This is a genomic window from Scytonema sp. UIC 10036 (genome assembly GCF_009725235.1).
Window position 1 is genome coordinate 101,154 of record NZ_WJFC01000013.1, and the last position, 13,253, is coordinate 114,406.

Below are 13,253 nucleotides of genomic sequence, written 5' to 3' on the forward strand. Positions count from 1 at the left end.
GCGGTTAATAATATTACTCTTTTTCCAAAGGACGAGCAAAACCTTGGTCTTTGTAAGCTTCAACTAATTCTGGCTTCAAACGAACTGCTTGGTTGAAATCCTCAATTGCTCCCTTATCATCTTTCCGGGCGTAACGCACAAAAGCACGGCTGATATAAAGTAAAGCATTTTTAGGATGGAGGCGGATTGCTTGGTTGTAATCAGCAAGCGCTCCTTCATAATCCTTCTGAGCATAACGGGCAAAACCTCGGTTATTATAAGCTAGGGCAAAATCTGGCTTATAGCGAATTGCTGCTGTGAAATCATCGATCGCACGCTCGTAATCTTTCTGAGTTCCCACTGACTCTTTTGGATTAATATATAACCCTGAGGGAACCGATGAGACTGCACCATTTTCTTCCCAAGCAACCCTCGCCAGCCCTCGGTTGTTGTAAGCTAAAGCAAAGTTTGGCTTGAGATGAAGCGCTTCATTATAGTCTGCGATCGCGCCTTTGTAGTCTTTTTGTTCTTGTCGGGCGTTACCCCGTAACGTGTAATACAGATACCCAAGTTGGGGAAACAGAGCGATCGCCTTATTGTAATCCCCCATTCCTCCTTGGTAATCTTTTAAAATAAACCGAGCATCTCCGCGATAGCTGTATAACCAAGCATTATCAGGCTGTAGGCTCAAAGCTTGATTCAAATCCTCAAACATTAAGCGCTGGTTTCCGACTCTAGCACGGACAATTCCCCGTCCTACATAAGCAGGAGCATAGTTGGGTTGCAAGCGTATGGCTTCGGTATAATTTGCACTAGCTGCCTCAAAATCTTTCTGTGCTGTTCTGACATCACCCAGCTTTTTGTAATAGATATAAGCTGATTCTGGAGCGAAGCCAATGGCTGTAGTGTAATCTTCAATAGCTCCCTGAAAATCTTGAAGATGATAGCGTGCAAGACCTCGTTTACTGTAGATAGAGGCAGAGTCAGGTTCAAGGCGCATAGCTTTGTTAAAATCTTCCATAAACGCCAACCGATTGCCCATTTGAGCGTAGACAACTCCTCGATCCACATAAGCATAGGCATTGTCAGGTTGAAGACTTATCGCTTTGTTTAAATCTGCAAGTGCTCCTTGATAATTTCCTTCTTGAGATCTAGCGACACCTTGTTGTCTGTATGCAAAGGGGTTATCGGGCTGAAGGTTCAAAGCGGTGTCGAAATCCTTAATTGCTTCTTGAGTATCTCCCATGTTTCTATGGATTTCACCGCGAAGAATATACTGCAAAGGTTGGGGATTAATTTTGATAGCTCGATCGCACGCTTTAATGGCTGGTACATAATTTCCCATTTCCGCCAAAACGCTACACAGCCCTCGATAAGCCATAAACTCATCCGGCTTGAGTTCAACTACTTTTTCTAGAGCTTTACTTGCTTCTTCGTATCGATTCAAAGCAAATAAGGAATCTCCCATCTCTCGCCATGCTGGATCGTATGTGGGATTGTATGAGGTAGCTTGATTGAAAGATACCAATGCTTCTTTGTATCTATTGAGCAAACGTTGCGCCCTTCCCTTCGCATACCAAGCTTGATAAAAGTTTGGCTTGATATGTATTGCTTTATCAAAAGCGTTTACTGCTTTTTCGTATTTTTGCGATCGCAGGAGTTTGTTACCATAACTGAGCCAATCAAATTCATCCGCTACCCTTCCTGGTGGTTCTAGATTAAAAGAAGATGTAATAATTTCATCTAATTGTGGAGCGCTCAATCGCGGTGGTAGAGAAGTCTGTATTTTAAAGCTAATGTGTTTTTTGTCCTGTTGTACTAATGCTAGAAACGTGCGGATGCGTACACCCAAACTGTATCCCAATTGGATTTCTCGTTCCTCACCTGTTTTCTGTTTAATTACAGTTGGTTCTCCTTCTGCTGCTGTGTGAATACCAATGACTCGACCCAAGCTGTCCAACACGGGGCTACCACTCATGCCTTTGGTAGTTGAATTAGTATAAACTAGATCGTAGCCAAAAGCAAAAGAACGAGAATCCTTGACGCGATCGATTCCCCCTCCGTACAACAATCCCACGTTAAACTGGCGCTTTGGTTGTTCCACAGGCTGTGTTGATACAGGTGTCCCAGAGACAAAAACCAATCTGTCTTCATTCCCCAACTCGTAGTCTCCTAAAACACCTACTTGATAAGTGTTATTGCTAATAAACTGTACGAGAGCTAGATCTGTCCCTTCCCAAGTTTTCACTGTAGTCGTGTCCACAGAGTGTTGCTTTCCGTCGTGAGTAACAACTTTTAATTCGTTCTTACCACGCACCACATGACCTGCGGTAATAACGTAGTATATATTACCTTCTTTTGCCGCAATAACTCCCGATCCGTGACTATTTTCCCAAGCAATCTGCACCGTAATTTCTTTGGCAATATTGTCCACTAGACTTGTAGCAGGAGGTATGGGTTTAGTTGCTGCTCTGGTACCTGTTGGTTGATTTTGCAAAACCTCTGGTGGAATTACGGGTGGCTCTAGCCGAGCTATTGTATCAATAGGCACTGCCCAACTCGATTTTCTCATGCGATCGCGTAAAGCATCATTGGGCTGCGAACCATCTTCATAGATGTAAGGATCGCCCCATAGAGGTTGAGCGTGGATGCCATTGATACCAACAACTCTACCCGCACTATTGAGCATCGGTCCGCCACTCATACCCTTGTCAACTTCATTGGTATACCCAACTCGGTAACCGCCTTTCAAAGGACGCCCTAAAAGCAGAGAGACTCGTCCCGTTCTGAACACCAACTGTTTTACCGCCGACGAATGACTCTCAAAAGGAAAACCAGCAGAAAATACTTCATCTCCTTCCTTCAAAGTCAATGAATTGCCTATAGGAGCTACTATATAGTGTTTATTTGCACGAAACTGTAATAAAACCAAATCCTGATAATTGTAATCTATCCCTTTCACCAACTCAGCAGGATATTTTTCACCATCCGCTGTATAAATAAGATGAGCTTTTCCTTGGTCTACAACGTGCTGACTGGTTAAAACTGTATACAGATCCCCTTCTTTCTGAAGAATAATTCCAGAACCGCCTCTTTCTCCGGAGACAATGCCAACGGTGATGGATTGAGCAAGCTTTTGCAATTGACTTGAAGACAATTTAGAAGATTGTTGCAAGGCAAAAACTGCGGGGGCAGAAATACTTAGGTAGCAACCCTGTACTGACAGCATCAACAATGTACTTATCGAGATGCTGAAAGCCAGAAAACGATGATTGATTTGCTCGTATCCCATAAATCTAGCCTCATCTCTCATAAAAATTTGGGGAAATAGGGTTTTATTTACGACTTCCCTATTTCCTACTTGGGAACTACGCAAAAATATTAAGAAACAAAAATACTTTATTCAACATCAGTGGGTTTTTCCCGTAACATCTGATTGACATCAACATAGACATGGGGAGACGACACACCCCCCGATTGCACGATTGGACCACTAGCTGTATATCCCATTTGTCTGAGGTTTTCAATGACTCGACTGGCATTGTCCTCTGGTCTTAGGGTAAGAAGTAAGTGGCTACAGGTATCGCCATATCGGCTAGCAGCACACAAAACTTGTTGACCATTCATCGATCCAATGGTGAGATAATTAAGCACACCATCTTGAGAAGCATTTTGAAACCGAGCGGAAACTAACTCACAACGAGCTTTAGCAGAATAAGCATGACTCCAAGTTCTCTTCCAACTAATGAGTGCAACTTTCTTCCCTGTGACAGTTCTGGCATACGTGGTTGGGACGCCATCTTTACTGGGCGCACAAAAATATGTTGTCGTTTGAGCTTGGATAGGTCGAGCCATTGTTGCAATGCTACTGAGTGCTATGGCACTAGCAGCTAGCATATTGGCAAACATTTTCGCTTTCATAGTGATACTATGCTTCCTGTGTGTTTAGAAGTGTTGTTAACTACGTTATGTACACAGATAAATCCTGAGTTCAAATGGGAATAAAAATCTTGTTAGATCGTATTATACTGCATCCCCATTTTAATACTTTATTCAAGAAAAAAGACACTTGTGCTTTTAAATACCTGGAATTCAAGGGAAAACAGTAATATCTACAGCAGATTACAGTTTTACTCTACGTACAGTAACAACAGTTTGTCAACCAGTTTTTTAAATGCTCGGGATTAATCAAATGGAGCGCAGTTGCAATTAAAACATCAACTATTTTGGCGGTGGTTGGAAAAAATGGACGTAAAAAAGCTTTGAATATTTGCACGCTTGGGGAGCGATGGCAGTATCTCTATGAATGATTTAGAGTTCAAGCAGGGCGATACGGCTGAAGTCCGTAGCGTGCCTTATCGCAATTCTTGTTTGGCTATAAAAAAAGTGGGCTTATCCCACCTGAAAAGCTTATTAATTCACAAGAGCAACAAGAGAACGGTCATCATGAATCCTTTTTTTTAGGGTTTGTACAACTTGAGGTCGTTGCCCGGTCTTGCGAGGACAGGGGGCAACTCCCTCTCTTGTTGACATATCGTAAACGTTTTGTTTACGCAAGAATAATGATACTTTACTAGTTGACGGTTTGTAAACACTTTGTCAACATAGAAAAGATGAATCCTAAAACTTACAGCTATGGCAACAAAAATTGTTAGTTTTCGTATGGATGACTCCGAACTGGCAGCTTTAGAAGCACTGAAGCTACCTGAAGACGGTTCTATCCATGCAACCGCTGCAAGATTGTTAAAGGAACTCTTAGTACATTCTGGCGCAATGCCCAATCCAGCAGTTGAGGAAGTGTCAACGCTAATTGACCAAAAAGTGAATCAGAAACTAGCAGAGTTCCGGACAGAAATCCAAGCCCAATTTGAAGCGATAGAAAGAAAGTTAAAAGCGTCATAGCAGCACAAGGAGTGAGAGGGCTAAATGCTTGCTTAATTTCTCAGTGCTCCTCTAACCAAAATAACTGTAATATCCACACCCGAAGCAATTGCTTCTGGAATATTACCCTGAATAGCGTGCTGTAGCAACCCTTCACGAGAAGCACCTAAAACAACAACATCATAATGTTCCTTTTTGACTAACCTAATAACTCCTTCAGAGACGGATTCGGCTTTTACTGGAGTAGCAATTACGGTACTTGCTAATTTGCGCCGCCTGATAAGTTGGCGAGTTGCTTCTTCTAAAACTGTCATATCAGGTGCTTCTTCTGTTGGCTTAAACACCCGTGTCAGGCGAATTTTGGGATCGTTCCCCAATGTGACTAAAGCAGGTAGCAATTTAATTGCCATCCATGCATTAGGACCACCTGCCATTGGTACTAACCAACGATTAAAGGAAGTGGGGAGTTGTACAGACGCGCCATGGGGCGTCTGTACGGATAATTGATGGTCATTAACAGTTGGCTGTTGAGATGTTCCTAACTTGACCACCATAACTTCGCAGGTTGCTTGGCGAACTATAGTATCTACAACATTGCCAAAAATACGACCTGGGGTGGAAGTGTTACCCTTCCACCCCATTAGTATTAGGTCGATGTGTCTTTCTTTAATTGTCTCTAGAATTGCGTGAGCTATATCGTGAGCAACCCGAATTTGGGTATGTATGGGAATTTTACGTTTTTTCCCCATAGCTTCTGCTAAGCGTAGAAGGCGTCGGCTTTTTGTTGTCTTTACGGATGTTTCGGCGGTAGAAGTGTGACGGGAAACCAGCATGACTTGTACGCATTCTATTTCGTAATGGCGATCGCTGGCGATAGCTGCTGCCATTTCCAAAAGCGTCCCGGCGGTTTCTGGATTGGCCATTGGGACGAGTAACCTACCTCTACCAGTACTGGGCGAGCGCGTTTGATACACAACATAAGAAGGTTCCAATCGCGGTCCTGAGTGCTTGTTGTCGGCATTGAGATGGTTTGCTTCTGCCCGAATAATGTCGGCACGGGTAATGATACCAATCAGTCTGTGCCCTTCAACGACTGGCAAACGACTAATTTGGTAGCGATCGAGTAAGTACAGGACATTACTGAGGTTATGAAGGGGAGTCACCGTCAACGGCTCGGCTGTCATAATATCCCTTAAAGGAGAATCCTTCGGCTTATCGCGCATTTTCAGCAAATCACTTTGAGTAATAATGCCTACTAGCTTGCTGTCTTCCACCACTGGAAAACCTCGATGGTGAGAACGGGAGAAAATCTCTGCCACTTCCTCTAGAGTCATTTCTGCCTCAAGAGTTTCTACCCGTTGTTGCATTACATCTTTTGCTGTCAGCTTTGTTAAAACTTCCTCAACAGGGGCTGGTTTTTGAATGTTGATACCATTAAGCTGTAAAAGTCTGTCATACAACGATCCAGGCAATATTTTTTCAGCCACTAGGTAGGAAGTTACCGAACCAATCATCAACGGCAGAACTAAATTAAAATCTGTTGTCATCTCAAACACAATCACAATTGCTGTGATTGGTACTTTAGAGACAGCACTAAAAAATGCTCCCATTCCCGCTAGTGCGTAAGTTGTAGCGTCACCTCTTGCCAAAAGATATGACTGACAAACACCAATGATGTAGCCCAAACAAGAACCTAAGATTAGACTCGGAGCAAACAATCCTCCCGGCGCGCCCGAACCAAATGCCACTAAAGTCAGGATGAATTGAGCCACAAAAGCCAGCACCGCTATGAGAGGATCGGCTCCTCCTGTAATCACAAACTCCCGCAATCCAGTATTATTCCGGAAAGGAACGGGTAGCATCGCCACTACCAAACCTGATATCAAACCAGCTAAAGCGACTTTCAGAGATAAACTGATACGCAGTTTACGGTATACTCCGATACTGGCAATTAGCCCCCGATTAAACAAACCAGCAAACAATCCTGCTAAAATGCCTAAAAGCAAGTAAAAAGGTATCTCTGGCAAAGAAAAACTGCTAGAAGATTTAGCCAACTCCAGGCTAAGTTCCAAACTTCGACCACCCAATAACCGCGAGACAACCCCACCAATAAACGAGGCAATAATAGCTGTTCCTAAAGTCAGTCCCGATAAATCTTGAAGTAATTCCTCTACGATAAACAACACCCCGGCAATTGGAGCATTAAAAGCTGCTGCCAATCCCGCACCAGCACCAGCTGCTATCATTTGTCGTCGATGATCCGGAGAAGTTGGAACCCAGCGACTCATCCCAGCAGCTAAAGCCGCCCCAACATGAACGGTAGGACCTTGTCTTCCGAGAGTTAAACCCGACCCTAAAGCAATGGTTGCACCGATCAGTTTCACAGCAGCAACACGCCACGATAATCTTACTGGTACGTTAGCAAGAGACGCTTTCACTTGAGGAATACCGCCTCCAGATGCTTCAGGTGCCAATCTTTCGACTAGTAACCCAGCAAGATATCCAAAGGTCAGACCAATCGTAGGTAAAACGAACCATGCTGGAAGAATGTGGGAACTCTGAACTCGCCAAGTACCCAACCATCCCGATCCCACTTTGAAAAAGACTGCCGATAACGCTGCAACCAAACCAATAACTGACGCTTCTGCAATTGCTAAACCTCTTCTTGGTTGCCAAAATGCACGGAAGGATTTAGTAAGTAAAGGAGGCGACATAAAAATTTACATACAGGCAGGATTAGGAATATACCCATTTTCTACTAGCAAAGTCATTTCATCAAATGGGGGATTGGACAAAAGGGCATTGGGCAAAAGGGCATTGGGAGCTGACGCTGATTAAATCATAAATATAAAGTCCACTTAATAATGCGAACTAAATCATAAATTATAAGGTATACCTATACTGTAGAAAAAGTTGGAAAAGTAGGACGTTTTGATAGAACTACTCTTCTCTAATGAAAACCCTGCTATCTTAAATCTCAACGAATTCTATGTATCAAAACTAACAGGATATTCTTTAATAAAAGCACTATTGGCTGAAGCCACCTGGGCACCCAAACAACAGAGTTTTCGCGTTCAAGAAAAAATGCAAAAACACTCATTAATATGCACTCTGTATAAGAGTTACTATTGCAGTTGAATCATTTTTGCAATGAGATGATTTCCACCACTTGAGTAACTCAATGCGAATTCGACCCGAATCTTTAGGTTTTACGATACTCTTGGGCGCACTGACTGCACTGCCACCTCTGTCAATCGACATGGGACTACCAGCATTCCCGACAATTAGTGCGTCACTGGGGGCATCACCTGGTGCTGTTGGGCTAACACTGAGCCTGTTCATGGTTGGTTTTGCGATCGCGCAGCTCGCTTTCGGACCCCTGTCAGATCGTTATGGACGCAAACCAATCTTGCTTATAGGCTGTGGAATCTTCGCTCTAGCAGGTGCAGCGTGTGCTACTACACCATCAATCGGCACACTGATTGCTTGGCGCTTAGTTCAGGGTGCTGGTGCTGGCGCTGGTATGGTCATGACACTAGCGATTGTCCGGGATTTATTTGAAGGAGCAGCAGCACGAGCCCAACTCTCTTATGTCATGTTATTAAATCGCGCTAAAACGGAGTAAATCTTGGTCAATCGTAGTAAAACTGTATTCATAACCATCAGATTGATGAATTAGTTTAACGTGTCGTCGATCTAGAGAAATCCGATGACCGTTAATTAGCACTTCCACTCCTTTAGGAGTTGGAGTTTTAACTCTGGCACGATAAATTCCCCATCGAACGTGTTTGCGGTCTTTCAGTAAAGTGCAAACAACATAATCGCCTGCCGTAGCATGAGTATATTTTTGATTTTTGGCTACTAGCTTAACTTCTTTTTTACCAGTCATAGGATTTTTCTTGATACTAGCGATCGCTGGAAAACCTTTAGCATTCATTCTTTGTACAAGTCTAGTCCCATGTCCAGTACAGGTAGCCCGCAATGGTTGACAGATACGCAATTTAACTATTTCTGATGTTCCGACACAAGCACTATCAATCCAATGAAGTTTTGGCAATCCACTTTTAATCCGAATCATCTTGGTAGATGCACCATCACCACTCATTACAGGTAATCCGAATTGCTGTGCCATTTCAAATATTGCTTTACGAGTTGAATTTACAGTTGCTGCATCTGATAATGACTTTTTTTGGTGTGCTTTAATTTTTTGAAGAATTTCGCCTTTGTTTTTCAAAAATTGCTCTACTGGCTTATTTCCTTTTTTCTGGTTACATTTTTCGCAAGATAATGTGAGATTTGAGAATCGGTCACTACCTCCAAGTGAGCGGGGATTGATGTGTTCTATTTGTAGTGGCACATTTGTCTTTCCACAATACACACACTCTCTACCCCAATGTTCTAAGAGTACTTCACGTAGAGTGTAGCCGAATAACGTACCTTGCTGATATTCAATACCTTCTATGTTTGGTGTCTCCATTTTTTGCAGATCGAATTTAACGGACTCAATTGCAATGGATTTAATCGGTGTCACTTTAAGTAATCGTTTAATCCAAGTTTCGGTGGTTAACAACCGATGTCTTAAAGATGGTGGTAACCAACCTTGTGGCTTTTTGCGCTCGAATCTCTTTTTCCGATAGCGAAGTCTTCTAGATCTTCTTGAACGACGAACACCTGCTCTAGTCAGCATTTCCATTTTAATGGCTAGTCCACGATGTTCTAATTCCATCGCCCAAATCACTTCGTTCTTATTTAAGTCTACTAAGGAAAATCCAGTTATTTTAGAGCCTGGATCGATCCTCAGTTCTAAATATGGTTCTACGTTTTCATCTACCATACTCTCTAAAATTAAGGTAAATGGGAATAAATTCAGTTTTTTAGCTTTGCCTTGAGATTGTAAAATCCTCGCTCTAACTGGCGTTGTTGGTTTTAGTATTTTTCCATTTTTACTCAGAACGAATACAGAGTTGGTAATCATTTGATTAGCTCCCTATTGGGGTGTAGTTTGCCTCGACACTGCTTTTAAACTTCTCAAAAAGTTCGGTGTTACACTATGGCAAAGTAGCTATGTTCCTCCCTCGACGCTTGAGACTGGCAAATCTCATTAAGTCATCATTTAAAAGCGGACTAAAATCCTTGCGGATAACATAGAATAAACAGTTCTATGCTGAGTCTGGTGAAGTCAGTTAACCGAATTACTTCAATTAACTACGAATTCCTTCGTTTTGCCTACTTCTCAACCTCATAATGAGTGTAGCGCCAATGATAGCACCAACAATTGGTGGGTTGGTAATGGCGATCGCGAATTGGCGGGCGATTTATGGAACGCTGGCTGTGGGAGGGTTTTTACTCTTGCTGTCTGTTGCTCTTAGACTTGACGAGTCGCTGACTCACCGCGATCTAAATGCTATCGAGCCATCTCGGTTAATTAAAAATTACGGGCGTATTCTCAGCAATCCCATTTGTCTCGGCTATGCCCTTGTCAATGCCCTGTATTTTGGGTGTATGTTTGCCTACGTGGCAGGATCGCCACTGGTGATGCTCAATGTTTTTGGTGTCTCAACCACAACTTACGGTTGGCTATTTGCATCAACTGCTTTTGGCATTATGATAGGCTCATTCCTCAACGGACGCTTAAGTATCCGTGGTGTGTCGCATACAAAGTTGCTAACTATTGGGTTGTTGATTGCCACTGCCTCGGCTGTAACACTGGTGATTATTTCGGCGAGTAGTGTCGCGCAAGTGACTACACTCATGCCCCTACTCATACTCAATACCTTCTGTCGCGGGATCGTCTCACCGAACGCGATACACAGTGCCATCCAGCCAGTGCCAGAAAGTGCTGGAGTCGCCGCTGCTGTAGTGGGATTTCTGCAAATGCTGAGTGGCGCACTCGCAAGTGGACTGGTTGCTTTCCTTTATGATGGGCACACTGCGATCGCCATGTCCAGTGTCATGGCATTGTTTGCGATCGCGTCTTACGCCGCCTATGCCGGACTTGCACGCCCTGCTGAGCGTCGTCTCATCAGACAACAACAAATGACTCATGACTCATGACTCTTCAATTTTGTTTTCCCGTGCTCGAAAGTTCTTCTACTATTAAAGATGGTGTGTAACAAGAACCATTCCAGTCGGCGTCGCCGCCCAGCTTTACCAATTGTTTGAGAACTGTATAAACATTTCCTGCCACCATCGTATCCTTAATGCGTCCAATGACTTCACCATTTTGGACAAGGTAGCCCAAATCAACATTAATAGAAAAGTCTCCTGACATCTCAGCATTTCCACCTAGCATTTGATCCACAATCAATCCACGATCTAAATGTTGAATTAACTCTTGTAAGGTTCCAGAACCGGGTTGGATGAGAAAATTGAATAAACCAGGAGTGGGGTAGCTGTTTAACCCAGGACGAAAACTATTACCAGTAGACGCAATGCCTAATTGGCGACATGTTGTGCGATCGGTGTAAAAATGCTGTAAAATACCGTTTTCAATAAAGACTAAAGGCTGAGTTGGAGTTCCTTCATCATCAAACGGGCAGCTGTAGGGTCCGGCTTCGGGATCTTGGTAGAGGGTTAAACTTGGAGAAACCACTAATGTTCCAATACGTCCTCCCCAAGGGGAAGATTTATCCAAGACTCTTTTGCCGTTTAAAGCTGCTTGCACCGTACTCCAAAGCATATCTGCTGCTTTGGATGTGAATAGAACTGGAACGCGAGCATTTGGGGATGGAACATTTTCTTGTGCCCAAGCCAACCGTTGTAAAATTTGCTGGGCAACTTTTTCAGGCTGTAGGTAATTGCGTTCTGTTTCACCATCAGCAACGCTTAAGAAATCGTCACCGCGTACCCATTCTGCTTCTACGTAGCAACTGAGAGTTGTATCTGTGTAGTGACAATCTAAACCTCTAGTGTTGATGAGTCTGGTCGTTTCCACATCGCATTCCCAGTCACCAGTACAAATGACATCTGGGTACTCCTGGCGAATGAGCGCGATCGCTTCTTTACCCCATTCTACCAACTGGTCTACAGGCACATTTTTCCCCAAATCTGGGTAGAAAGGGCGATCGTTACCATTTAATTCTACTATTTCTTGTTGATTCAATTGACTGAGAGCTAAAGCACGTTCTACCAAGGCTTGTGGTTCCACCGGACCGTAAGCAACTGCTAAACCCGGACGTCCGTTTTGCCATAACCGCAGTGCTGTACCTTCTGATTGACTGGTTTGTAATTGCTTGAGGCGATTGGCTTCAAAAAACACGGGTTGAGACAGCGAGAATGACTGATATACCTCGGCTGCTTCTGCTCCTGATTTTACCGAAAGTTCAAGCAATTGCTCTGCTAGTGAATATTGAGGTAATTTTTGAGGCTCCATGTTTTTTGCTTTTGAAATGTTAAAAAGTTAGTTGTTAGTTGTTAGTTGTTAGTTGTTGGTTGTTAATAACCACTAACCACTATCTACTAACCACTAACCACTAACCATTAACCATTAATCAATTTACGGCAGATTGACCTCTTGTAAAAGCCAAAATCCAGCAAAAGATTCTTCTTGCGGATTGGACTGCACTGCTATAAAATGCACGCCGTTAGCTTTCTGTTTTGCTTCTTCAAAACTTTTGGCTTTTGCTAAAGTTTGGTCATTTTTGATATTCGCCAAAATCCAGCTTTCAGTGGCACCAGTTTCTAAGACTAATCTTGCTCCTTGGCTGTTATCGAATTTCAACCACGCCAACTCCAAACCAGACATCCAAGCTGCTAGGGGTAATGCTCTGGGTGAGAAAATCAAAATACCGGGAATGCTAGTTTCAGGGGAAACTTGCGCGAATTCTAGAGGAAATGCTTCTCTAAAACCAATTTCCCACTCGTGCATATCGGCAAAATCCGCCGCTTGTAAGTTGACAAAATCCCACTGCTGTCCTTCTAAAGCGTCTGGTAACCGTTGGGGTAAGGGATTATCCAAACGCACTGAAGGATTCGTTCCTGCTTGATACCCTGGTTCTTGGGGATAGACTTCTTCCATTCTCTGTTGCAGCCATTGGTTCAGCAGCAAAGTCCGGCGGCTTGGTTGTGCGAGAATCCCAAGGTCTTTGCAGGCTTTTGTAATCATATTGTTCATTTGGCGACGGAAAAAGCGGATTCTCCTTGGAGAAGCACCTGCTTTCTCAATGGCTTCTTCTATAGTCGTCCGCAACCATACTGAATTGACTTCAGTACTGGGGCAATACTTGGTAAAGCGAAAAACAGAATCTACTTTGGTCCGCGTATCTAACGGGCTTTCGCATACCAAGACTTCCCAAAGTTTTTTTTGATTTTCGTCCACTATTGGACGTGAGTAAAAATCTAGTTCCCAAATACTGCCCATGTTATGCCGTTGAGATTTGGCTACTTTTTTATAT

9 protein-coding genes are annotated in these 13,253 nt (G+C 43.3%); 3 read left to right on the top strand and 6 right to left on the bottom strand.

The window, feature by feature from the left end; translation table 11 throughout:
- Positions 1-13: 13 nt before the first annotated feature.
- On the bottom strand, positions 14-3,292 hold the full coding sequence (locus F7734_RS08695; protein ID WP_243146758.1) for a serine protease: 3,279 nt from the start codon (positions 3,290-3,292) through the stop codon (positions 14-16).
- 86 nt (positions 3,293-3,378) lie between these two features.
- A complete protein-coding gene (locus tag F7734_RS08700; protein ID WP_155744291.1) occupies positions 3,379-3,900 on the bottom strand; it encodes a COP23 domain-containing protein in 522 nt (173 codons plus the stop codon).
- A gap of 714 nt (positions 3,901-4,614) precedes the next feature.
- On the opposite strand from F7734_RS08700, the gene F7734_RS08705 reads away from it, so the two are divergent.
- Positions 4,615-4,881 (top strand): hypothetical protein, encoded by a 267-nt coding sequence (locus F7734_RS08705; RefSeq protein WP_155744292.1) that lies wholly within the window; start codon positions 4,615-4,617, stop codon positions 4,879-4,881.
- 32 nt (positions 4,882-4,913) lie between these two features.
- Here the strand turns inward: F7734_RS08705 and F7734_RS08710 are convergent, their stop codons facing one another.
- Entirely contained in the window at positions 4,914-7,574 is a 2,661-nt protein-coding gene (locus F7734_RS08710; RefSeq protein WP_155744293.1) for a chloride channel protein, read from the bottom strand.
- Between the two features lie 467 nt (positions 7,575-8,041).
- Between F7734_RS08710 and F7734_RS08715 the strand changes: the two genes are divergently transcribed.
- Positions 8,042-8,485 carry an MFS transporter gene (locus F7734_RS08715; protein ID WP_243146759.1) on the top strand — a complete coding sequence of 148 codons (444 nt, stop codon included), beginning with the start codon at positions 8,042-8,044 and terminating at the stop codon, positions 8,483-8,485.
- On the opposite strand, the gene iscB is transcribed toward F7734_RS08715, so the two are convergent.
- Positions 8,462-9,835, bottom strand: coding sequence for an RNA-guided endonuclease IscB (iscB, locus tag F7734_RS08720; RefSeq protein ID WP_155744294.1), 1,374 nt, complete (start codon positions 9,833-9,835; stop codon positions 8,462-8,464). The genes F7734_RS08715 and iscB overlap by 24 nt on opposite strands.
- 269 nt (positions 9,836-10,104) lie before the next feature.
- Between iscB and F7734_RS08725 the strand changes: the two genes are divergently transcribed.
- Complete coding sequence (locus tag F7734_RS08725) at positions 10,105-10,914, top strand: MFS transporter (RefSeq protein WP_155744295.1); 810 nt, start codon at positions 10,105-10,107, stop codon at positions 10,912-10,914.
- Positions 10,915-10,918: 4 nt separating this feature from the next.
- Here the strand turns inward: F7734_RS08725 and F7734_RS08730 are convergent, their stop codons facing one another.
- Together F7734_RS08730 and F7734_RS08735 are read right to left on the bottom strand one after the other, a co-directional pair.
- The gene (locus F7734_RS08730; protein WP_155744296.1) at positions 10,919-12,232 is read right to left on the bottom strand and encodes a TldD/PmbA family protein; all 1,314 of its coding nucleotides are present in this window, start codon (positions 12,230-12,232) and stop codon (positions 10,919-10,921) included.
- Between the two features lie 123 nt (positions 12,233-12,355).
- Positions 12,356-13,219, bottom strand: a complete 864-nt coding sequence (locus F7734_RS08735) for a Tab2/Atab2 family RNA-binding protein (RefSeq protein WP_155744297.1) — start codon at positions 13,217-13,219, stop codon at positions 12,356-12,358.
- Positions 13,220-13,253 lie beyond the last annotated feature (34 nt).

Coding starts and splice junctions, on each gene's coding strand:
- F7734_RS08695 (WP_243146758.1), bottom strand. CDS start 3,292: ATGAGAGATGAGGCTAGATTTATGGGATACGAGCAAATCAATCATCGT.
- F7734_RS08700 (WP_155744291.1), bottom strand. CDS start 3,900: ATGAAAGCGAAAATGTTTGCCAATATGCTAGCTGCTAGTGCCATAGCA.
- F7734_RS08705 (WP_155744292.1), top strand. CDS start 4,615: ATGGCAACAAAAATTGTTAGTTTTCGTATGGATGACTCCGAACTGGCA.
- F7734_RS08710 (WP_155744293.1), bottom strand. CDS start 7,574: ATGTCGCCTCCTTTACTTACTAAATCCTTCCGTGCATTTTGGCAACCA.
- F7734_RS08715 (WP_243146759.1), top strand. CDS start 8,042: ATGCGAATTCGACCCGAATCTTTAGGTTTTACGATACTCTTGGGCGCA.
- iscB (WP_155744294.1), bottom strand. CDS start 9,835: ATGATTACCAACTCTGTATTCGTTCTGAGTAAAAATGGAAAAATACTA.
- F7734_RS08725 (WP_155744295.1), top strand. CDS start 10,105: ATGAGTGTAGCGCCAATGATAGCACCAACAATTGGTGGGTTGGTAATG.
- F7734_RS08730 (WP_155744296.1), bottom strand. CDS start 12,232: ATGGAGCCTCAAAAATTACCTCAATATTCACTAGCAGAGCAATTGCTT.
- F7734_RS08735 (WP_155744297.1), bottom strand. CDS start 13,219: ATGGGCAGTATTTGGGAACTAGATTTTTACTCACGTCCAATAGTGGAC.